Annotated in this window: 20 protein-coding genes; 7 read left to right on the forward strand and 13 right to left on the reverse strand. The window is 68.8% G+C overall.

What is annotated here, in order from left to right; all coding sequences use genetic code 11:
- Nucleotides 1–298: 298 nt before the first annotated feature.
- Both BKH20_RS08145 and BKH20_RS08150 read right to left on the reverse strand, forming a co-directional pair.
- Nucleotides 299–706, reverse strand: a complete 408-nt coding sequence (locus BKH20_RS08145; protein ID WP_070661075.1) for an FKBP-type peptidyl-prolyl cis-trans isomerase — start codon at nucleotides 704–706, stop codon at nucleotides 299–301.
- A gap of 219 nt (nucleotides 707–925) precedes the next feature.
- Complete coding sequence (locus BKH20_RS08150) at nucleotides 926–1900, reverse strand: Bax inhibitor-1/YccA family protein (protein WP_075390634.1); 975 nt, start codon at nucleotides 1898–1900, stop codon at nucleotides 926–928.
- A 435-nt stretch (nucleotides 1901–2335) separates the two neighbouring features.
- Between BKH20_RS08150 and BKH20_RS08155 the strand changes: the two genes are divergently transcribed.
- The 4 genes from BKH20_RS08155 (at nucleotide 2336) to BKH20_RS08170 (ending at nucleotide 6788) form a co-directional block, all read left to right on the forward strand.
- Nucleotides 2336–3307, forward strand: coding sequence for an ABC transporter ATP-binding protein (locus BKH20_RS08155; RefSeq protein ID WP_075390635.1), 972 nt, complete (start codon nucleotides 2336–2338; stop codon nucleotides 3305–3307).
- Between the two features lie 73 nt (nucleotides 3308–3380).
- A complete protein-coding gene (locus BKH20_RS08160) occupies nucleotides 3381–4283 on the forward strand; it encodes an ABC transporter permease subunit (RefSeq protein WP_075390636.1) in 903 nt (300 codons plus the stop codon).
- Between the two features lie 232 nt (nucleotides 4284–4515).
- On the forward strand, nucleotides 4516–6069 hold the full coding sequence (locus BKH20_RS08165) for a sensor histidine kinase (protein ID WP_075390637.1): 1554 nt from the start codon (nucleotides 4516–4518) through the stop codon (nucleotides 6067–6069).
- Nucleotides 6051–6788, forward strand: coding sequence for a response regulator (locus BKH20_RS08170; protein ID WP_070661061.1), 738 nt, complete (start codon nucleotides 6051–6053; stop codon nucleotides 6786–6788). The genes BKH20_RS08165 and BKH20_RS08170 overlap by 19 nt, the downstream gene beginning before the upstream one ends.
- 11 nt (nucleotides 6789–6799) lie before the next feature.
- Here BKH20_RS08170 and pth read toward each other — a convergent pair whose 3' ends face one another.
- From pth to BKH20_RS08190, 4 genes are all read right to left on the reverse strand, one after another.
- The gene (gene pth, locus BKH20_RS08175) at nucleotides 6800–7402 is read right to left on the reverse strand and encodes an aminoacyl-tRNA hydrolase (RefSeq protein WP_070661057.1); all 603 of its coding nucleotides are present in this window, start codon (nucleotides 7400–7402) and stop codon (nucleotides 6800–6802) included.
- 90 nt (nucleotides 7403–7492) lie between these two features.
- Complete coding sequence (locus BKH20_RS08180) at nucleotides 7493–8110, reverse strand: 50S ribosomal protein L25/general stress protein Ctc (RefSeq protein ID WP_070661055.1); 618 nt, start codon at nucleotides 8108–8110, stop codon at nucleotides 7493–7495.
- 366 nt (nucleotides 8111–8476) lie between these two features.
- Nucleotides 8477–9064 carry a hypothetical protein gene (locus BKH20_RS08185; RefSeq protein WP_075390638.1) on the reverse strand — a complete coding sequence of 196 codons (588 nt, stop codon included), beginning with the start codon at nucleotides 9062–9064 and terminating at the stop codon, nucleotides 8477–8479.
- 70 nt (nucleotides 9065–9134) lie between these two features.
- Nucleotides 9135–9641 carry a hypothetical protein gene (locus BKH20_RS08190; RefSeq protein ID WP_143224969.1) on the reverse strand — a complete coding sequence of 169 codons (507 nt, stop codon included), beginning with the start codon at nucleotides 9639–9641 and terminating at the stop codon, nucleotides 9135–9137.
- A 699-nt stretch (nucleotides 9642–10340) separates the two neighbouring features.
- Here BKH20_RS08190 and BKH20_RS08195 point away from each other — a divergent pair.
- Nucleotides 10341–10838, forward strand: coding sequence for an NTP pyrophosphohydrolase (locus BKH20_RS08195; protein ID WP_075390640.1), 498 nt, complete (start codon nucleotides 10341–10343; stop codon nucleotides 10836–10838).
- Between the two features lie 84 nt (nucleotides 10839–10922).
- Here the strand turns inward: BKH20_RS08195 and BKH20_RS08200 are convergent, their stop codons facing one another.
- The gene (locus tag BKH20_RS08200) at nucleotides 10923–11555 is read right to left on the reverse strand and encodes a TetR/AcrR family transcriptional regulator (protein WP_075390641.1); all 633 of its coding nucleotides are present in this window, start codon (nucleotides 11553–11555) and stop codon (nucleotides 10923–10925) included.
- 92 nt (nucleotides 11556–11647) lie between these two features.
- Here BKH20_RS08200 and BKH20_RS08205 point away from each other — a divergent pair, with 92 nt between their 5' ends.
- Entirely contained in the window at nucleotides 11648–12865 is a 1218-nt protein-coding gene (locus BKH20_RS08205; protein ID WP_075390642.1) for an alpha/beta fold hydrolase, read from the forward strand.
- A 136-nt stretch (nucleotides 12866–13001) separates the two neighbouring features.
- Here BKH20_RS08205 and BKH20_RS08210 read toward each other — a convergent pair whose 3' ends face one another.
- From BKH20_RS08210 to BKH20_RS08235, 6 genes are all read right to left on the reverse strand, one after another.
- On the reverse strand, nucleotides 13002–13883 hold the full coding sequence (locus tag BKH20_RS08210) for a type I 3-dehydroquinate dehydratase (RefSeq protein ID WP_075390643.1): 882 nt from the start codon (nucleotides 13881–13883) through the stop codon (nucleotides 13002–13004).
- Nucleotides 13880–14908 carry an exopolyphosphatase gene (locus BKH20_RS08215; RefSeq protein WP_075390644.1) on the reverse strand — a complete coding sequence of 343 codons (1029 nt, stop codon included), beginning with the start codon at nucleotides 14906–14908 and terminating at the stop codon, nucleotides 13880–13882. Before BKH20_RS08215 ends, BKH20_RS08210 begins: the two co-directional genes overlap by 4 nt.
- A gap of 54 nt (nucleotides 14909–14962) precedes the next feature.
- The gene (locus BKH20_RS08220) at nucleotides 14963–15478 is read right to left on the reverse strand and encodes a DUF501 domain-containing protein (protein WP_075390645.1); all 516 of its coding nucleotides are present in this window, start codon (nucleotides 15476–15478) and stop codon (nucleotides 14963–14965) included.
- Nucleotides 15475–16167: an FtsB family cell division protein gene (locus BKH20_RS08225; protein ID WP_070661044.1), complete on the reverse strand. Its 693-nt coding sequence runs from the start codon at nucleotides 16165–16167 to the stop codon at nucleotides 15475–15477. Before BKH20_RS08225 ends, BKH20_RS08220 begins: the two co-directional genes overlap by 4 nt.
- 235 nt (nucleotides 16168–16402) lie before the next feature.
- On the reverse strand, nucleotides 16403–17689 hold the full coding sequence (eno, locus tag BKH20_RS08230; protein ID WP_075390646.1) for a phosphopyruvate hydratase: 1287 nt from the start codon (nucleotides 17687–17689) through the stop codon (nucleotides 16403–16405).
- A 219-nt stretch (nucleotides 17690–17908) separates the two neighbouring features.
- On the reverse strand, nucleotides 17909–18775 hold the full coding sequence (locus BKH20_RS08235) for a hypothetical protein (RefSeq protein WP_075390647.1): 867 nt from the start codon (nucleotides 18773–18775) through the stop codon (nucleotides 17909–17911).
- Nucleotides 18776–19290: 515 nt separating this feature from the next.
- On the opposite strand from BKH20_RS08235, the gene BKH20_RS14695 reads away from it, so the two are divergent.
- On the forward strand, nucleotides 19291–21330 hold the full coding sequence (locus BKH20_RS14695; protein WP_256693101.1) for a hypothetical protein: 2040 nt from the start codon (nucleotides 19291–19293) through the stop codon (nucleotides 21328–21330).
- Nucleotides 21331–21417: the final 87 nt, after the last annotated feature.

Here is a 21417-nt window from a genome sequence, read left to right on the forward strand (position 1 = left end):
ACGGGTTGTGCGTACTGCACAAAAGCCCCACCCACCCGAAGTACCCCCACCCCTCCTCCAGCAGCACCCCACCCTCGTGCAGTACATCCAGACGACGCCAGCAGCCACCACAGTCACCGGGCCGGCCCCCTCCGACAAGGCGAGCAACAACTCTCACGCCTCGGAAACCCGCCGCACCGGTGTCTTGAGATGCCAAGACATCCGAAACTCCCAGAAGTCATGAGACAACACAGGGGTTCAGGGTACGAACCGGAGACCTACCCTGCGTTCGCACGGTCGGTGGCTCGGTGAGCCCGGCTCATATGACGCCGAGGATCTCCGTGACGAAGACGAGGGTGTCGCCGCCGCGGATACCGGCCTGCGGGACGCCGCGGTCGCCGTAGCCCAGCTCGGAGGGGATGGACAGCAGCAGGCGCGAGCCCACGCGCTGGCCCACGAGGGCGTCGTCCCAGCCGCGGATGACCATGCCGACGCCGACCTGGAAGTTCAGTGGTTGGCCGCGGTCGTAGGAGTTGTCGAAGACGTTGCCGCCCCAGATCTGGCCCAGGTAGTTGGCCACGATCGTGTCGCCGGCCTCGACCACCTGGCCGTCGCCGGCGTCGAGCACCTGGACCTGGAGCCCCTCGGGGGCCTCGGTCCCGGGGAAGGTGAGCGTGGGCTTGGTACCCTTGGCGCCCTCGACGGAGGGCATGTTGGTGTTGATCATGCGGCGAGCCTACGTGAGGCCCCCGGTTCGACGCCGCAGCGGGCCTCGGCCCAGCGCGAACCCAGCGAGCGGGTCAGGCAGTGGCAGGCACGGGAACAGGCCCGAAGCCACCGAGTACACGGCTGGGGCCGGAACGCATCAGATGCGTCCCGGCCCCAGCCGAGGTGGTGGCGTCGGGCCGGATCGGACGCACCGATCCCCCGACCCCGCGCCGTGAGCTCAGTCGCGGAAGTAGCTCAGCAGGCGCAGGAACTCCACGTAGAGCCACACGAGAGTGACGACCAGGCCGAAGGCCCCCGCCCAGGCGTAGCGCTGGGGCAGCCCGTTGCGGACCCCGTTCCCGATGGACTCGAAGTCGATCGCCAGGAAGAAGGAGGCCAGGATGACCGCGAGGATTCCCAGCGGGACACCCAGTGGGACACCCATGATGGTCAGGGAGCGCAGGCCCCAGGCGCCGGTGGTCAGGCCGGTCACCATGAGGAAGAAGTTGATGAGGCTGAAGATCATGTAGCCGAAGGTGGCCACGACCACTACTCGACGGAACCTTCCCTGGACCCGGAAGCCGCCGTAGGAGTAGGCCGCGAGCATGGCCCCGAAGGTGGCCAGCGTCGCGAGCACGGCCTGGACGACGATGCCCTCGTAGAGGGTCTCCATGACGCCGGAGATGCTGCCCAGCAGCAGTCCCTCGAAGGTCGCGTAGGCCAGGATGAGAGCCGGCGAGGGCTCCCGCTTGAAGCTGTTGACCAGGCCCAGGACGAGGCTGCCGATGGCACCGGCGAACATCGCCATGACACCCAGACCACGAGTCGCCTCATTGGTCACCAGGCTCCAGGACAGGGCGCCGGTGGCCAGGATGACGGCGAACATGCCGGCGGTGCGGATGATGACGTCGTCGTAGGTCATGCGGCGCATGTCCGCGTTGGTGGCCGACGGCGCCTGGTACTGGGCCTCCAGACCGGCCATCTGCTCGGGGGTCACCTGGCCGTATCCGGCCGTCTGCTGACCGTACTGGTTGCCATACGGGTTGGCGCTCTGCCCGTACTGCTGGCCGTAGCCGGCGGCCTGCTGACCGTACTGGCTGGCCTGGTAGCCGGGCATCGTGGGGTAGCCGTTGGACGTCTGAGCCGGGGCGGTCCCGGGAGCCTGGCCGCCGGCCTTGAAGGCGGTGCTTCGGCTGAAGAAGGGGTTGGACATGTTCCTCTCATCCTCTCTGAGGGGGCTGGGACCGTCGGCCCGGAGAGGCCGTCGCTCGCAGTCCGGTCCGGCCGGAAAGGGCCGGCACCGAAAACTGCGCACATTATGCGCAGCCCCCGCACGGTCAGGGGAACCCATTTCCCTCACAACGTAGCCCTCAGGGAAGAGGTCCCCACTCGCGCACCGAGCTCCGTCGCCTCCTCGGCGACCTCCGCCGGCTCGCATCGACTAATCGGTTCTCATCCTCCAGGAGGACCCTCCTCCCCCTGGCGGACCCGCCCCGACAGGCCCCGGGTTCGTCACCTCGGCCGATTCGTCGACGCCGGCGCGCTCCTAGGCTGAAGCCATCTGGTTGCTCCTTGGGACAAGCCCCTGGAAGAACCACGGCGAACCACCCACCCCCTGGCCAGCGGCCCACGTCGAAGAGAGAACATCATGATCGAGGCAGTCAATCTCACCAAGCGTTATGGCAAGAAAACGGCGGTGGACAACATCTCCTTCACCGTCGAGCCCGGCACCGTCACCGGCTTCCTGGGCCCCAACGGGGCGGGCAAGTCCACCACGATGCGCATGATCATGGGCCTGGACAAGCCCACCAGCGGCAAGGTCACGATCAACGGGCGCCCCTACCGGCAGCTGTCGGCCCCCCTGTGCGAGGTCGGAGCCCTGCTGGACGCCAAGGGCCTGCACGGCTCGCGCAGCGCCCGCAACCACCTGCGCCAGCTGGCCGCCTCTAACGGCATCCCCGCCAAGCGGGTCGACGAGGTCCTGGACATCACCGGCCTGACCCCGGTGGCCAAGAAGCGCGTCAAGGGCTTCTCCCTGGGCATGGGCCAACGCCTGGGCATCGCAGCGGCCCTGCTGGGCGACCCCGGTGTGCTCCTGTTCGACGAGCCCGTCAACGGCCTGGACCCCGAGGGCGTCAAGTGGGTGCGTGAGACCTGCCGCCGCCTGGCCGGCGAGGGCCGCACCGTGTTCATCTCCTCCCACCTCATGAGCGAGATGGCCCAGACCGCCGACCACCTCCTGGTCATCGGCCGCGGCCGGATCCTCACGGCCGGCCCGGTCGACGACGTCATCGCCTCGGCCACCACCGACCGGGTGCGCGTGGCCTCCCCTCAGGCCACCCAGCTCGCCGAGCTGATGGCCTCCCGCAACCTGGCCGCCCGGCCCGTGGCCCCCAACGTCCTGGAGACCACCGCGACCACCGCCGCCACCATCGGCGAGCTGGCCGCCCAGGGCGGCATCGTTCTGCACGAGCTCACCACCATCCGTGCCAGCCTCGAAGAGGCCTACATGACTCTGACCAGCGACTCCGTGGAGTACCGCACCGACCCCGCCTCCCAGCCCCAGATGCAGCAGGCCCAGATGCGCCAGGCCGTGCCGCAGGGCTCCGCCCGGGGCTGAGGCCCGCGCCCCAGCGCGCCGCGCCCGCCATCGACCGCTCCATCCGTCTCACCACAGAAGGTCCAGCCAAGCCATGAGTACCCACACCCCAGTACATGTCTCTGCCGCCCCCGCAGGCCCCGCACCGGTGCGCACCGCCGTCGGGACCGCCCCCGCAGACCCCGCACCGCGCCCAGCCGGACCACGCATCCAGAGCCGCCAGACCATCCTGCGCTCCGTGCGCGCGGAGTGGATCAAGTTCTGGTCCCTGCGCTCGACCTGGATCACCTCCTTCATCGCCATCGCCCTGACCGTTCTGTTCGGCGCCGGCCTCACCGCCGCCTCGGGACAGTCCGAGCAGTACCAGGACATGGCCAAGGACCTCATCACTCAAGGCCTGGCATTCGGGCAGATCGTGGTCGCAGTCCTGGGAGCCCTCATCATCACCGGTGAGTACTCCTCCGGTCAGATCCGGTCCTCCCTGGCCGCCGTCCCCAAGCGCGGGCAGCTCCTGGCATCGAAGGCAGTGGTTCTGGCCATCGTCTCCTTCCTCCTGGGAAGCCTGTCCGTCTTCCTGTCCTGGGCGATCTCCAAGCCCTTCATCGGCGAGCACGCCGGCTCTCTCACCGACTCGCACTACGCCGGTTATATCTGGGGCTCGGGCCTGGTCTTCGCCGTCATCGCCCTCATGGCTCTGGGGCTCGGCTTCCTGCTGCGCTCCACCGCCGGCGCCATCACCGTGATCGTCTCCCTCCTGTTCGTCGTCGCCGTCCCCCTCCAGCTCGCAGCCAACAAGTGGGACTGGATCTACAAAATCATCGGCTGCCTGCCCAGTACTGTCTCCGAGGCCGTCTCCGACCCGTTCCAGCGCACCACCGAGTGGGGCGGGCAGGGCGCTCAGTTCCTCACTCACGGCCAGGCCATCGCGGTCTTCACCGCCTGGGCGCTCATCCCACTCATCGCAGCCTGGTTCGTCTTCTCCCGGCGCGACGCCTGAGCGGGCGACTCCCCCACCGTCAGCCGGAGGCGAGCCCATGTCAGCCCCCGCGCCCCTGACCGACCCCGCACTTCTGCGGAGCCTCATCCGCTCCCTACCCGCGACGCCCTCCCCCGGTCCGGCGACCCCCGCCTCCGACAGGCACGGGAAGAACCCCCATCGTCGGAAGCGGGTCCCTCAGCCGCACAAGTCGACGTCAATCATGACCCCCTGGAACGACACACTGAGTCCTATGTCCAGCCAGCTGCCGCCCCCTCAGTCCGGCCGTAACGGCGCCACCATGCCCAACGAGGACGACCTGGAGCTCCCGCCCGAGCCACGGGGCCTGCTGCGCACGATCAGGCAGTGGTACTACCGTCATCCGACGATCATCGACATCTCCATCGCTGCCGGCGTCGTCACATACGCCTTCTTCACGGGTGTCACGTTTTTTCTGCGGCCCAGCAGCCCGGTGAAGACCTATCCCCTCCTGCCCCTGACGTTGACCGCGATCGCACTGCTGGGGATAGCGCTGGCACTTCGCCGACGCGCCCCTGTGTGGAGCTGGGCCGCCATCCTCCTCATCCCGGAGGTCTACCAGTTCGCGATCCTGCGGGTCTTCCATCTCACGCTGGAGCAGCTGCTGTACGCGACCATCGGCGTCAGCGGCATGGGGCTGATATCACTCCCCTTCGCCCTGGGCGCCGTCGCCTCGCACCGCAGGCCGGCCACCGCATGGACCGCGGGGGGCATCTCCCTGGTGGTTCTCATGCTGGACCTCAGCCTGACAACTCCCGGTCTGTCGGTTGGGGAGCTCCTGCGCACCACCGTCATGCTCGTTCTCCTCGTCCTGATCGGCATCCTGATCGGTTTCAATACCCGCTCCGCCCGCCTGCGGCTCAAGGCCATGGAGCTCCGCACGGCCCGGATGGCTCTGGCCAGCGAGCAGGCGGTACTCCTGGCCGCCGCCGAGGAGCGCAGCCGCATCGCCCGGGAGATGCACGACGTCGTCGCCCACTCCCTGGCCGTCATGATCACCATGGCCGACGGCGCCGCCGCCACCGTGGAGCGCGATCCGGCCACGGCCAAGCAGGCCATGGAGACCCTGGCCGAGGCCGGACGCAGTGCCCTGGCCGACACCCGCCGCCTGGTGGGGGTCCTGCGGGAGGACCCCTCAGTCACCGCGGGGCACGCCTCCGCCTCGGCCCCCTCAGAGGACTCACCGTCGTCGGCCCACCAGCGCGAGGTCCGCGACCTGCCGGTGCCCGAGTTCGCCCCCTTGGGGACGGTGACGCCGGCCGAGCCCAGCGCCCCCATCGCGAACTTGCGCCAGCAGGCCACCGACGGCGCGGGCGACCGCTCCCGCGGCGACCTGCCCCTGGCCCCCTCCCCCGAGCAAGCCGACATCACTGAGCTCGTCAAACGCTTCGTGGCCGCGGGGGTGCCGGTCACCTACCGGTGGGTGGGTGCCGCGCTCCCAGACGACAAGGCCCTCCAGCTCACCGTGTTCCGCATCGCCCAGGAGGCCCTGACCAACGTGCTGCGCTACGCCCCGACGACGCCGGCCGTCAGCGTCGACGTCGAACGGCACATCGGCACCGTGGTCCTCACCGTGGACAACGAGGCCGCCCCCGGCACGCGCCCGATGCACGGATCCGGTAAGGGGCTGATCGGCATGCGGGAACGCGCATCGGTCTATGGTGGGACCGTACAGGCTGGCCCGACGCCCACGGGTTGGCGAGTCCGCGCAGTCCTGCGCTGGGACGAGCATGACGAAGGGACTTTCTCATGGCAGACGCCCCTGTGAGCAGCAGCGACCCCCTCCAGCCCGGCGGGTCGGAGCGCCCCGGCGAGGTCACCGGCCCGGTCAGCGTCGTGCTCGCCGACGACCAGGCGCTCATGCGCATGGGCTTCCGCATGGTGCTGGAGGCCGAGGAGGACATCACTGTCGTCGGCGAGGCCTCCGACGGGGCCTCCGCCCTGGCCCAGGCCAGGGCCCTGCACCCCGACGTCATCCTCATGGACGTGCGCATGCCGGGCACGAACGGCATCGAGGCCACCGAGCGCATCGCCCAGGAGTGCCCGGGCACGCGCGTGCTCATCCTGACCACCTTCGACCTGGACGAGTACGCCTTCGCCGGGCTGCGCGCCGGGGCCTCCGGCTTCCTGCTCAAGGACACCCGGCCCACCGAGCTCGCCGAGGCCATCCGCACCGTGGCCTCCGGGGAGGCGGTCGTCTCGCCGCGCATCACCCAGCGGATGCTGGAGATGTTCGCCGCCTCGCTGCCGAGCTCGGACGCGCCGGCCCAGTCCTGCTCGGACCCGCGGATCGACTCGCTGACCCCGCGCGAGAAAGAGATCCTCGTGCTCATGAGCCAAGGCATGTCGAACGCGGAGATCGCCGCGCACCTCGTCGTCTCGGCCACCACCGTCAAGACCCACGTGGGCAACGTGCTCGCCAAGCTCGACGTGCGCGACCGGGTCCAGGCCGTCGTCGTCGCCTACGAGACCGGCCTCATGGCCTGAGGGACCGAACGTCAGCGGGGGGCGTGGAGGCGCTGCTGGGCGTCGTCGAAGCCGGCTGTGACGACCTGCTCGACGGCGTCGGCGGCCTGCTCCAGGGTGACGCCGAGGTCGGCGCGCTCGCGACCGGGGAAGTCGGACAGGACGAAGTCGGAGGGGTCCTGGCGTCCCGGCGGGCGGCCGATACCTACGCGCAGGCGCGCGTAGCCCTTGGTGGAGATGGACTTGCTGATGGAGCGCAGGCCGTTGTGACCGCCCTCGCCGCCGCCGCGCTTGAGGCGCAGCTCGTGGGCGGGCAGGTCGAGCTCGTCGTGGATGACGAGCAGGCGGCTGTCGGGGTCGATCCCGTAGTAGGAGACGAGCCCGGCCACGGGGCCGCCGGAGAGGTTCATGAGCACCGAGGGCTCGGCCAGGATGACGCGGGGGCCAGGGGCTCCGCCCGGCATCATGCCCAGCCGGCCCTCGGTCACACGGGCGCGGGCCTTCTTGTGCTGGGAGAACCGGGACCCGGTGCGCTCAGCCAGGACGTCGAGCACCATATAGCCGACGTTGTGGCGGTTGCGGGCGTACCGGGTCCCGGGGTTCCCCAGCCCGACGACGAGCCAGGCCTCACTCATACGCCCCACCCCGGGGTGAGCCCGGCGCGAGCGGCGCGGGTGGTGCCTGCCGGCGCGTCGTCGTGGCTGGACATGTCAGTCACGCGCGATTCACTCGGCCTCGGCCTCGGCCTCGTCGTCGCCCTCAGCGGGAGCGTCCTCGGGGACCTCGGAGGCAACGGCGTGCTCGTTGGCCACGTTGACCACGGCGGTCTCGGCGTCGGCGACGGCCTCGACGCCCTTGGGCAGGGTGATGTCGGCGATGGTCAGGACGGTACCGGCGTCGATGCCGGTGACATCGACCTCGATGGTCTCGGGCACGGAGACGGCCGGGGCGGAGACCATGACGGTGGCGGCCTCGATCATGTGGATGGTGCCGGGGGTGGCTTCACCGATGACGGTGACCGGGACCTCGACGTCGACGCGCTCGTTGCGGTTCACCAGGAGGAAGTCGACGTGCTGCACGCCGGGGCGGATGGGGTGGCGCTGCACGTCCTTGGCCAGGGCCAGGAGGGTCTCGCCGCCGGCAATGTCCAGCTCGACCAGGGCGTTGTCGTTGCTGCGCAGGGCCATGCGGGTGGCGTGCTCCTCGAGCAGGACATGGCGGGGCTCGGTGCCGTGGCCGTAGACGACGGCGGGGACCTGGCCGGCGCGGCGGGCCTGGCGGGCCGAGCCCTTGCCGAACTCGGTGCGGTCCTGGGCCTTGAGGGTGATGGCGTTGTTGGCCATGTGGCTCTCCTTGCGGATGAGGCGGGGCCCGGTGCCCCGCGGCTGATGGTGGTCCGGCTGGGCGCGACGACGCGCAGTACCGCCAGGTACCACCACGTCGATCACGGATGCGCGCCGTACTGGCGCGTCCCTCGCCGGGGCAACGTGGGCAAGACTACGCCATGGGCGGGGCGCGCGAACAGCCACGCAGCCGGTGAGGCGCCCCACCTGGGGCCCGTCGTGGAGCCGGTACGCGCGCTGAGCCCTTGTCAGACCGGAGCGGCTCGCGCGTTCGTACCTTGTGCCGCGCGGTCGAGGGTTAAGGGTACGAACGCGAGGGCTAACCTACGAACGCGCGGGCCGCAGGCCTGCAGCCGGTCAGGCGCGTCACGTATGCCATTCCGTCGCGGTGAAGATCAGAAGGTTGGCGTCAGCGCAGATGGCGACCTGCTCGGTCTCAAAGTGGGGAGAATCAAAACGACTCGGGTCATCCTCCATCATGTGCTCGATGTCGAGGATCGCATCGGCCTTCTCCTTCGGGACTGTGGTGAAGGCCTTGTCCTCGGGGACGTACTGGCGCAGGTCGGGGTAGATACCGGGGAGCGGATCGGCCGTGCCGCTCGAGGCCTCGGCGAGCGGCCGGGTGCTGGCGGGTTCGAGTGCCAGCACCCCGTGTATCCATATCGGGCGGTCCTGTGGGGGTAGGACCTCGCGTTGCTCCTGCTGGTACTGCATGACCCAGTGGGCCGAGGAGATGGTGACGCCCGGCATGCGTCTGTCGAGGCGTCCCAGATCAGTGCGGATCTCCAGCGTCACGGGGACGTACTCGGTGAAGCTCGCGAAACGGCCATCCGACGTCGGCGTCGCACCCGGCCGCGACCGACCGTCCTGCGCTGGGGCGCACCCGCCCAGTGCCAGCGCCGTTCCGCCGACGAGCCCCATGCCGACGACGCCGCGCCTCCTGTACTCGACCACGATGCCACCACTCCGTTTCGCTGACACCACTCTCACCACTCTCAAACCAACGAGAGAGAAGATTCTACAATCAACTCATAATACCCCATCCAATAAGAACCATCACGCTGGAGGCTGAGCTGACTACTAACTGCTCTACGTTAAAGGCGTCTCCTTCCCAGTCTTTCTCGTCACCTTGCGCAACATGTTTGACATCAAGGATCTCGTCAGCCTTCCCTTGCGGAACGGACACGAAGGCGTCTTGCGTGGGCACATACTTACGCAGGTCGGGCTGGATTCCAGGCAGTACATCGACGGTACCCGTCGAAGCCTTGACGAGAGCATCGACACTATCGGAGCTCAACGTAGCAACGAGATGAAACCAGTAGCGCGGTTCAGGAGCAGGGAGATCGTAGCGCCCAGTCTCCTTTTGCTCTCCAACCCAATGAGCTTCCGTAACCTTAATTCCCGGCATACGCTTCTCAACAGCAGCCAAGTCAGTTTTTACAACCGCCTCCGTAGTGGTGTACTCCGTAAACTTGGCGAAACGATCGCCCCCCATCGCCCTGACCTCTGTCAAACCAAGAGAGACAGCCACCCAAAAACATAGTCACCCCCACAGTAGAAGAAACAAAAAGAATGTCTCGCCTTCGACAATCATTCACCCCACGAATCCCATCACCCATCGATTACTCCAAAGCAACGTCGACCTAATACTTCCGCCCATCGGGATAGCGGTTTACTTTGTCAGGAGGACTCGGTAGAACGAGAGTAACGCATTCCACCTTTCTGCCCCCATACCCCCCTCTTTCATCACCTGTATCGGGATCATTCCGGTTCCCTCCAGAACCGTCATACGAGTCCATATCGATCTGGGGCGGCTCCTCACCAACCTTCCACGTGTATGTACGAGTCACAGTACCGCTGGTATCAAAACCACGCGCCCGGCCCAGCTCTTCAAAACGACCATTCTCATCGTCTTTGACTTTTGTGGCAATATCACCCGCACCAGCGTTGTTACGACCTCAACGCCATTCAACATTAAAACTCTATCATATATTTTAACCGTTAAACATACGAACACAAGCCAGAATCGTGACGTGAAACACATTGGTGCTTTGTGCTTCAACTGTTCCTGCTCGTCGCTCGTTTCAGCGAGGACACAGGCGTCCGGTTCCTACATCGACGCACCCCGGGGCGTGACAGCGTGTGTTGCAACAACATCCCCTCATCGAGGGCGTACCGGCGCTTACGCTGTCTTCATAGCCCACACCGATCGCCTACCAGAAAGCAGACCATGAGGTACTTCGCCCAGTACATCGTCGGCAGGAACGGTCCCATCGACGTCTTCCTGCAGCCCCAGACCCCGCGGCTCATTGCCGAGGAGGTCGCTCGCAAGCTCACCTCGCCCGCCTACCTGGACGGCGCGAGGCGCTTCGCCGTCGTGGTGTGGGCGCTGCCCGACGGGATGACGCATATGGACGAGGTCCCGGAGTCCTCCCCGGCGCGGGCCACCTTCATCCAGTGCGGCGGCTCGGCGGCCGCCATGAGCGTCGAGATTCGCGTGACCCACGAGGACGACTCCTACGAGCACTACGCCGTGGCCCGAGAGCCCATTGCCAACCCCGAGGCATGGACCACGATCACCTGGGACAACGGGGGTCCCGAGCCCTTCTCGCTGCGTCTGCACCCCGAGGAGGTTTTCACCGGTGAGCAGGCGACCCCCGTCTTCCGCGCCTACATCGAGGACGGGGCCCTTCCGCCCGCGCAGCTCCTGCGCAGGCTCGACGTTTAACTCCCACCGAGTCCCTCTTCCTCATGACTGACAGCTCGCTCGCACTCCCAACGAGTCGGCGGTCTCCCGCGCAGATGCCCGAACCTACAGCCCTGCGGCCACGAGTGCGCGACGCACGATGCGCCGAGCAGCGGCATCGTCGACCTCCTCGCGCCGGAAGAGAGTGAGAAAGTACGTCTGTGCGGCAATCATCTCGCCAATGGAGGCGATGACGGCCTGGTCGACGTCGTCAGCCACTTCTCCGCGGGCGGTGGCACGAGCGAAGACCGGCTCGAAGCGCCGGAGGCGGGTGGGCCAGAACTGCGGCCAGTCGCAGAGGCGTTCTAGAACCTCCGGGGACACGTGGATGAGGGCGCGAGCCATGGCGATCCCGAGGTCCGTGCGCAGGAAGGCGGCCACAGATACCGTCGTGGCGCACAGGTCTCCCTCGAGGGAGCCGGTGTCGGCCACATCGATGGCGCCCAGGCTCAGGTCCTGAGCGGCGTCGAGGATGAGAGCGTCAACGCCGCGCCAGCGACGGTAGATCGAGGAGGCGTTGACTCCGGAGCGCGCGGCGACCTCGGCGATAGTGACCGCCTGGACCCCACCTTCTTCAAGCAGCTCGACGACGACGTCCAGCACCGCTCGACGCACGCGTGCGGAACGGCCGCCGGGACGGGGGCGCACCACGTTTTTGACGCACACCTCCGTCGCCTCATCTCCCCTACTCGGCTTCATGTCGCCAGCCTAGAGCAACGGGTTGCCTCGACAGCGGGTCGCACGCTACAGTTCTAATGCAATTTTCTTGCTTTTAGGAACAAGGGGTCCTCATGGATGTCACGCACGCACTCGATCTGGACGCACCCGCTATCGGTTTCCGTCACCTGAGCAGCAACAGCTTCCTCAACCTGCAGGCCAACCGGTGGCTCGCCACCGAGCAGGCGGTCGCCGACTTCCTGCCGGTACTGCCGCGCACCACCCGGATCGCCGACTGGGTACGGACCTACCTGGACCTCGCCGATCGGGTCCAGGAACAGGGGCACGACCTGGAGGCGGCCTTCTTCGTCCGCGGGGCGGAGTTCTTCATGCAACCCGGTAACCCGCTCAAGGCCCCGAGTCGTCGAAGATTCGTCACCTCCCTGCAACGTTGCTTCGCGCTGGAGCCCGATCTCGTCCCTTTCGAGGGCGGCCTCCTGCCCGCCTATGAGCTGACGGATCCCGACGCCGCGCAGCCTCCACGGAGTACGTGGGTCGTCTTCGGCGGCTTCGACTCCTATATCGAGGAGATGTTCCCGGTCCTGGCCGCTGTGGCCAAGCGCGGACGGAGGGTCATCGCCTTTGAGGGACCTGGGCAGGGCGGCACTCTGGATGCCGATCTGGAGCTAGGCACGACGCCCAGCCTCAGGAGGAGCAAGAGGCTGACGATGCGCGCACAGTGGGCGTCGCCGGTCTCCGCAGTCCTGGACCACTTCGACGTCGATGAAGCCACGCTCATCGGCATGTCGTTGGGAGGCGGGCTCGTCATGCACGCCGCCGCCGGTGAGCCCCGATCCAGGCGTGTCGTCGCCTTGGACGTGCTCGACGACTTCCTGGAGGTCCTCGTCTCCCAGGCATTTCCGCCGGCTCTGACGCGCAGTGCCGGGCGGTCTCTCGCACGCCTCGAACCGCTCATCGCCCGAACTCCCACGAGAGTTCTCAACCGGGTCCTGACCGAGCAAGCCCGCCGCAGCCCGGTGACCTGGTGGGGCGTGTGGCAGGGCATGCACGTCACGGGGACGCACTCGCCCGCTGAGTTCCTGCGCACAGCGGCCACCTTCTCCACAGCCGATGTCTCCCCCAGGGTCACCGGGGACGTCCTGCTCATGCAGGGCGCTGAGGACGAGTTCGTACCACGCCACCAGATGGTTCGTCAGGCCGAGCGCCTGACCGCCGCCCGCTCGGTGACCACTCGCACCTTCACCCGGGCTGAGAGCGCGGCGAGCCACTGCCAGACCGGCAACACCGGCCTCATGGCTCGCACGATCCTGGCCTGGGAGGAGGGTCTATAGGACAACCGCCAGCTCCACGCGTTCGTACCGTAGGGGTTGCGTTCGTACCCTTACCCCCCGAACGCACGACCTACCCTACGAACTCGGGCGGCAGGCCAACCGATACCACCATGAACGCGCGGGTGCGGACCATCGTTCAGGCCCGCAGGAGCTCCAGGCAGCGTCGCACGTCCTGGATCGGCAGCTGGCCGGGAGCGGAGGCCCGGGCCAGTCCCTGCTCGTCGGGGACGACGGCGAAGGTCAGCGCCGACCCGAAGGCCGGCGCCACACGGCTGACCGCCCCGAGCGCCCCCATGGACATGGCGGCCACGGGCACCCCCAGGCCGCCGCGCTCCCCCGCGCCGGTCGTGGCCCGCGCGCACACGCCCAGGAGGCGGGCAACGTCGTCGGCACTGGTGGGCCACACGGCGATCTTGGCCAGGTCCGCGCCCTGACAGGCCATGCGGGCCAGGACCTCCTCGAGGACCTCATCGGACGGGGTGGCCTCGAAGTCGTGGAAAGAGGCAACGACGCCGATCCCCAGACCGTGGGCCTGCTCGCAGGCCTGTCTCAGGCAGCCGTGCTGGACCTCGACGTCGATGGCGGCCGGGAGGCGCTCGGGCGCCCAGTCGGCGAGCCCGTCGAGGACGGAGCGCAGGAGGGCGCCGTAGGCGGCGTCATCCAGGTGGGCCCGGCCCCCTTCGGCGGCGGTGCGGCAGGTGAGCAGCACCGGGGCGCCGGTATCGGCGTCAACACCGTCGGCGTCAGCGCCGTCTATGGCCTCCCCCAGCCCCCGCAGGCACTCCAGGACCTGGGCGGCGGCCGTGGCCGCGTCCAGCGGGCCGGGGGCGGCCAGGGCGCCGGCCTCCTCCAGCAGGTCGACGCGCAGCTCGAGGACGTCGGCACCGGCGTCGACGGCGCGGCGGGCCTGGGTCCGAACCTGGGCGAGGCTCGGCCCGGTCAGGGAGACCGCCACCGCGGGCAGGCCGCCGGGGCCGGGGATGCTGCGTCCGCCCCAGGTCAGCGGCGTCGCGCTCACGCCCGGGCCCCTTCAGCCGGCCCCGGCTCGGGCACGAGCGACAGGGCGATGCCGTCGAGGATGTCGTAGAGGCTGGTGGTGACCCGCTGCAGCGGGCGCCCGGCGGCGGTGGTCCGCTCCACGACACGGGTGACGACCTCGCTCCACACGAGGGCTCCCGCGGCGATGACGTCGCGGCGGCCGGGGGCCAGGTAGCCCCAGGAGGCGCGCTGCTCAGGTGTGGAGTGGATGATCGCCTCGCAGGAGGCCAGGACCGTCTGCGGGCTCAGCTCGACACCATTCAGGGCCTGCGGGTCGAAGGCCTGAAGGTCCAGGGCGTGGGCGGTGACGGTGGTGATGGTGCCGGCCAGGCCAACCAGCCGCCCGGGGGCGGACAGGTCGACGGCCCGTTCGGCCTCATCGAGCAGGCCGCGTACCTCGGCCCGGGCGGCGGTCTCGGCCTCGGGGGTGACGCCGCCCGCCAGGAAGCGCTCGGTGATGCGCACGCTGCCGGTGTCCAGGCTGATGGCGGCGCTGGGGGCGTCCACTCCCAGGACCAGCTCGGTGGAGCCGCCCCCGAGGTCGACGACGAGCCGCGCCGGCGCGCACCCGCCCCGCCCCGCTGCCGGGTCGTCCTCGCCACCGCGGGCGCCCAACAGCGAGCCGGTGAAGGACAGGCGGGCCTCCTCCTGGCCGCTGACGACCTCGGGCTCAATGCCCAGCAGGCGCCTGACCCCGGCCACGAAGTCCTCGCGGTTGCGGGCGTCGCGGGTGGCGGAGGTGGCCACGAAGCGCCGCACGTCGCCCCCGGGGGCGACGCCCAGCTCGGTGCAGTCGGCGGCGTAGGAGGCCACGGCCGCCAGGGTGCGCTCCAGGGCCTCGGGGTCGAGCAGGCCGGTGCGGTCCACGCCCTGGCCCAGGCGCACGATCTCGTTGCGACGGCGCAGCACCTCCAGGCGGGGGCGCCCGGAGTCGTCGCGGTCGGCCTCGGCGATGAGGAGACGGATGGTGTTGGTGCCGCAGTCGATTGCGGCGACGCGGGTCATGGCGGCGGCCTCCTGGGCTGGGTCGGGAAGGAAGGAACAGGGTGTCCCTGCCGCTTAGCAGGAGCAGCGCTCAGGATCCCACAGTCCGCGCTCGCGCAGAACCTCCAGGGTGCGGTCACCGATGGGGTTGACGCCGGTCCCGGCGGCCAGGGTGTGCCCGAGCAGGGCGTGGAGGCACTTGACGCGCGTGGGCATGCCGCCGGCGGAGACCCCCTCGATCTCAGGGACCTGCCCGAGCTCGGCGCGGCGGGCCAGGTAGTCGGCGTGGGCGGCGGCGTAGGCGGCGGCCAGCTCGGCGTCGGCGGCCAGGTCGGCGTTGAAGGTCTCCATAAGGTGCTCGGCCTCCAGGGTGGAGCAGCCCTTCACAGCGGCCGGGTGGGTGAGGTAGTAGCTGGTCGGGAAGGGAGTGCCGTCGTCGAGGCGCGGGGCGGTGCGCACCACCGTGGGGCGCCCACACACGCAGCGGGCCGCGATGGCGACGACTCCGCGCGGCACCCGCCCCAGCTGCTCGGCCAGGGCCTCGAGGTCGGCCGACGACACCGGCTCCTGCGTCTGGGGGGTGGGGCTCACGGGGTCTCCTTCGTCTGCGGGGTGACGGCCGGTTTCGGCGTGGTCTTGGGCGGATCCGACGGCGTCTGGTTGGGCTCGCCGGTCGGCAGCTCCTTCTGGGCGGGGTTGAGGGTCTTGCCGTCCACCCCGTCCTTCGATCCTGCCGGGGCGGTGCTACTGGCCTGGCCGGCGGCCCGCGAGGAGTCCCGGAGCTCCTGGTACCAGGGGGCGTCCTGGGAGCCCGGGGTGGCCCCGCCGCCGGCCTCGGTCTCCTTCATGGAGTCAGCGCCGACGACGACGTAGCTGGTGTCGCCGGGCATGACGTAGCCGAGGCGCTCACGCACCTGGGAGCGCACATAGGTGTCGTCCTTCCACTGGGCCAGCTCGTTCTCCAGGGTGGTGGAGGTGTCGGAGGCCTCCTTGATCTTGTCGACGACGGCGTCGTACTGGGCCTGCTGGGACAGGTAGGCGCGCAGGGAGGTGAAGATGACGACGAAGGCCAGCAGGCACACGACCGCCAGGATGACGACCCTGGGCGGCAGGGTCCGCCCGGGCACCGTCGTCGGCAGGCCTCGGGGCCGGGAGGCGGCCGAGCCGGAACCGGACCCGGCCGCGGAGGCCGCCCGCTCGGCCGGAACCTGACGGGGCCGGGCGCCGCCAGCGACACGGCGCGTCCCGGACTGGCTGGAGGAGGGGCGGCGTGGAGTCATACCGGCATCCTGCCTCACCGGGGGCCGCACGAGGACGCACCCCACCGGGCGCGTTGCTCACGCCCCACTCATCACTCGCCCCCTGATGGACGCGCAACGACACCGTTCCGTAGACAACGCTTCGGGGCAGGCGGGAGAACCCGTCTGCCCCGAAGCGGTGGGGTGCGTCGTCGTCGAGTCGCGGCTGAGGCGTCGCGTCAGTCAGCGGCTCGATGTCGGCAGGTCGCTGTCAGGCTCAGGCCTGGAAGCGGGGGAAGGCGCCGGCGCCGGCGTAGACCGCGGCGTCGCCGAGGGCCTCCTCGATGCGCAGGAGCTGGTTGTACTTGTTGACGCGCTCGCCACGGGCGGGGGCGCCGGTCTTGATCTGACCGGAGTTGGTGGCCACGGCCAGGTCGGCGATGGTGACGTCCTCGGTCTCACCGGAACGGTGGGAGGTCATCGTCTTGTAGCCGGCGCGGTGGGCCATCTCGACGGCCTCGAGGGTCTCGGTCAGGGAACCGATCTGGTTGACCTTGACCAGCAGGGCGTTGGCGGCGCCGAGCTTGATGCCCTTGGCGAGGCGCTCGGGGTTGGTGACGAAGAAGTCGTCGCCGACGATCTGGACCTTGTCGCCGATCTGCTCGGTGAGGTGCTTCCAGTCGTCCCACTCGTCCTCGGAGAGCGGGTCCTCGATGGAGACGATCGGGAAGTCGGTGATGAGCTGCTTGTAGTACTCGACCATCGAGGCGGTGTCCTGGGCCTCGCCCTCGAACTGGTAGGTCTTGGTCTTGTCGTCGAAGAACTCCGAGGAGGCGACGTCCATGGCCAGGGCGACGTCCTTGCCGGGCTTGTAGCCGGCCTTCTCAATGGCCTCGACGATGAGCTCGAGGGCCTCGCGGTTGGAGTCGAGGTTGGGGGCGAAGCCGCCCTCGTCGCCCAGGCCGGTGGACAGGCCGCGCTCCTTCACGACCGCCTTGAGGGCGTGGTAGACCTCGGCACCCATGCGCAGGGCCTCACGGAAGGTGGGGGCGCCGATGGGGGCGATCATGAACTCCTGGATGTCCACGTTGGAGTCGGCGTGGGAACCACCGTTGAGGATGTTCATCATGGGCACGGGCAGGACGTGGGCGTTGGGGCCGCCGACGTACTGGAACAGGTCCAGGCCGGCGGACTCGGCGGAGGCCTGGGCGGCGGCCAGGGAGACGCCGAGGATGGCGTTGGCGCCGAGCTTGCCCTTGTTGGGGGTGCCGTCGAGCTCGATCATGAGCCGGTCGAGGCCGCGCTGGTCGGCGGCGTCAAAGCCGATGACCTCGGGGGCGATGATGTCGTTGACGTTGGCGACAGCCTTCTCCACTCCCTTGCCGCCGTAACGGCTCTTGTCGCCGTCGCGCAGCTCAACGGCCTCGAAGGCACCGGTGGAGGCGCCCGAGGGGACGGCGGCGCGAGCGGAAGCACCGTCCTCCAGAAGGATCTCGACCTCGAGGGTCGGGTTGCCGCGGGAGTCGAGGATCTCGCGGGCGTGAACGTTCTCGATGAGGGCCACTTGGTGCTCCTTGCTGAGGGGGTCGTGATGCGGTCGTCGGCGTCGGGCACACTCGCGCGCGACTGCCGAATGCAGGTCCAGCCTAGCGGGCCCGCACCCCCACCACGAGGGCCATGGTCCTGAGGAATGCACAGTGTTCACGCCCGGCGAGAAACACTGGACGACACTGGACGGGCGGCGGCCTCCCGGTTCCGTCGTCGTCCTGGGCGCTGAGCGGCCCTACTGGCCGTTGGTCTCGGGCTGCTCGGTGCCCTGGCCGCCCTCGCCCGCAGCACCGTCGGCCTGACCGGTCTGGCCCTGTCCGTCGGTCTGGCCGGAGTCGGCGGGCTGCTGGCCGCCCTGCTGGGGATTCTGCTGCTGTTGCTGAGGCTGCTGCTGGGGAGCCTGCTGGCCACCTTGCTGCGGGGCCTGCTGCTGTTGCTGGGGGGCCTGCTGCTGTTGCTGAGGGGCCTGCTGCAGGCCGCCTCCGAAGGGGTTGTTGCCGGATGCCAGACGGGGATCGGTCTGGGTCGACCAGGCCCGAGCCTTGTCGGAGTAGCGCGGGGAGAAATCACCGTCGAGCGTGCTATAGATCTTCTGCAGCTCGCCGATCACGGCCTGCCCCTGCTGCCCCTGCTGATAGAGCTCCTGGTATTCGCCAGACAGGGCAATCGCCCGCAGGTAGGTGATCGTTGCCGCCTGGCGGGGCTCGAAGCTCAGATGCTCCTTGGACCACTGCACGGTCTGCGCGTCGGTGACGGTCACTCCGTGGGCCCGGCCGACCTCTACCATGATGGGGGCCTGAACAAGGAGCCTGGCGATCTGAGACCGGTTCACACCCTGATGCTCCAGGTTCTCCCGGCCGAGTGCGGAGTCCAGCTCCTTGACCACGACGTCGACGTCCTTCTCAGTGACGACCACGGGGTGGCGGGCCCCGTCCAGGCCGGTGTAGTGCATGTCGGCCACCCGACCGGGGTGGTCGGAGCAGCCGGCGAGCGCCCCGACGGCGAGGAGGAGTGCAGCGCTGGCGGCGAGGACGCGCGTGCGTGCGGCAAGGCTTCGGGTCACGGTCTGCTCCTGGAAGGGGACGACGCCGGAGGGCGACATGGTGTCACAACTTTTCTGCCCCCTGACCCTACCGTTCCGCCTGCGACGACGCACGCAGCCGGTCCGCCGCCGCCCACCGACGCGGCTCCGGACACACTGCAGACGTCCTGCACGAGGGTCGGCCTACTCCACGAGGGTGGGGATCTACTGGCCGGGGGTTGTGCGTACTGCACGATAGCCCCACCTACGTGGAGTACACCCATTCCTCCCCCAGTAGCCCCCGACCCTCGTGCAGTGGCCAGCGGTTGCGCGACTGAGATCGACACGGCACCGTAGATATAGGTGAGGCATGGGAGCCGTCACGGCTGACCGGCCGCACTGTGGTCACACGCCTGCCACTTGTCCGTCAGTACTCGGGTCAACCATCAGGGAGGTACTCGCTCATCAGCCCGGCCACCAGAATCGCCGGCTGTGAGGATCGCAGCCTGTCCGTTCCCCGACTGGCGAGCACAAGGGACAGATTCCTCCCGCATGCCAGCAGGTCGGCAGGCGGGGCACTGTCAGTCGTTTACGGGATGCTGGTCGCCTTCCTGGCTCTGGCGGCGCTGTGGTGGGGGCAGACTCGGTCAACCGAGACCTACGGCACACCCGGGCCAACGACGACTCTCACGCTGTCCAGCTCCGCTCGCCCCGCAACCGAGGAACAGCAGCTCACAGCCGCCCGGCAGCTGCGCGCACTTCTCACTGAGGAGGGCGTCAGTATGGTCAAGACCTCTCAGGGCGATGGCGACCCCATCCTCGTAGTCCTCGATCCCAAGCAGCGCATCGACTGGACCGGCCCACTGAACACCGATTCGCGCTCTGGTCTCTTTGCGATCCGCGGGACCTATTCGAGCACTGTATGGAGGACACGCGGACAGGCCCCGCTGGCACCTGCCGGACGCACCGTCCTCGGTACCGTGAGCATCCCGGGAGTCACACCCTCGACCAGCAGCCTGCAGTTCGTGGAGCTGCTCGGTAGCGCACCGTTGGGCACCGGGGAGCTGCTCCTGGGAACAACGGACCCGGCCTTGATCGCACGTGTCAGCTCTGTGTTGGAGGAGTCCGGGCTGACAGTCGAGAGCACCCAGCGCCAACCGGCGCTGGTGTCGCTGGTGCGCGACACAACAGTGGCCACGGCCGCACTGTTCGCCGCCCTGGGGATCGTCTGCACCGTCATGTCCCTGGCGCTGTCGCTACCTGAGCAACGCGGAGAGATCCGGCTGCGTCGCATGGTCGGCGCCACCGAGGCGGCACTGGTCCGCGAGCGCTGTGGTCGGGAGCTGCTTCGGGTCATCGCGGGGACCGCATCCGGAGCGCTTGGTGCAGGCGCTGCGGCGGCGTTGGTCGCCCAGGCTCCGCTCTCGCCACCGGAGCTGGGGGTCCTGGTCGTGGGGGCGGTGGTGGGCGGTGCCGTGCTGTGGATGGCACGCCTGCTCACCTTCGCCATTTGGTTGCGTCTCGGGCTCAGAGGTGCCGGGGGCATGATCCACACCGAGATCGCGGGCGCTCTGGGCGCCGCATGGCGCCACCGTTGGAGCACTGCGGGTATCGCTCTCATGTTCACGCTGGTCAGCGTGATCCTCACCATGACGCTGGCCGAGGTGATGACCCAGACGTCAGTGGTCGTGGCGGCCCAGCGCCTGCGCGAGCTCGACGCCACCACCTTCACGCCCTACTACCTCGGGGATCTGGACAACGATCCGAGTCCCGGTCTGATGGAGGACCTGGGTGACCGCATCGCCTCGGGCTCGGCCTACACGATGGTCATAGGCAACGTGGAAGTCAACGACCCTTCCTTCGCCGGGGGCAATCCAGTGGTGGTCGTCGTCGGGCAGGCCGCTCAGAACGCCATGACCGGAGCCAGGCTCTGCTCGCCGGCGCCCTGCGCCATGGTCGGGGACCAGGTCCCTCATCCCGTGGACGGACCGCTGCACATCGGAGGTCGCAGCGTGCCGGTAGCAGGCCGAACGCCGTCGTCGGCCACGCTCTTCGACCCGGCTGCGGTGGGGATCGACCTGGACAGGTCGGTGCTGATCTCGCTGCCGCCCTCGAGCTTGGATCACCTGGATGGCACCGAGCAGGAGGAGGCCGTGTGGCGCACGGTTCTGCTCTGCGCCACCGACGACGACACCGAGCAGTTCATCACGGCTGCCAGACAGGACCGGCTCGCCCTGGTTCCGCACCGGTTGGCCGCCGATCAGCCCGAGCGCTTCCGTAAGCTCCTGGTGTGGGCTGCCATGCACGGCGTCGGCCTGCTGGGGCTGACCGCCCTGGTCTCCATCGCCTACAGCGCCTCCATCCGGTCAGTGCTGCGCCGCGAGCGAGCCGACCTGCTGCTGCGTCATCTCTATGGCGCGACGTCGGCTCAGCTCACCACGCGCCTGGCAGCCTTCCTGGCCGTCACCATGCTGGTGCTTCCGGCCCTGACGCTCCTGGCCCTGGCAGCCAGCAGTCTGTTGAGGGGCGCCGCAGCAGCAGCCGGGGGCGCCCTCCTCATCATCTACCTGGTCTTTCTCATGACGACGGTCCGCCGTGTGCGAATCGAGTTCGCGCGATCCGGGAGACTCCGATGACGCAGGCCTTGGAGCTGATCGAGGTCAGCGTCGACTACCACCGTGGCGGTCAGCCGGTCCACGCACTCGACTCGGTGTCACTTGCCA

It is taken from the genome of Actinomyces oris, assembly GCF_001937445.1.
Taxonomy (GTDB): domain Bacteria; phylum Actinomycetota; class Actinomycetes; order Actinomycetales; family Actinomycetaceae; genus Actinomyces; species Actinomyces acetigenes.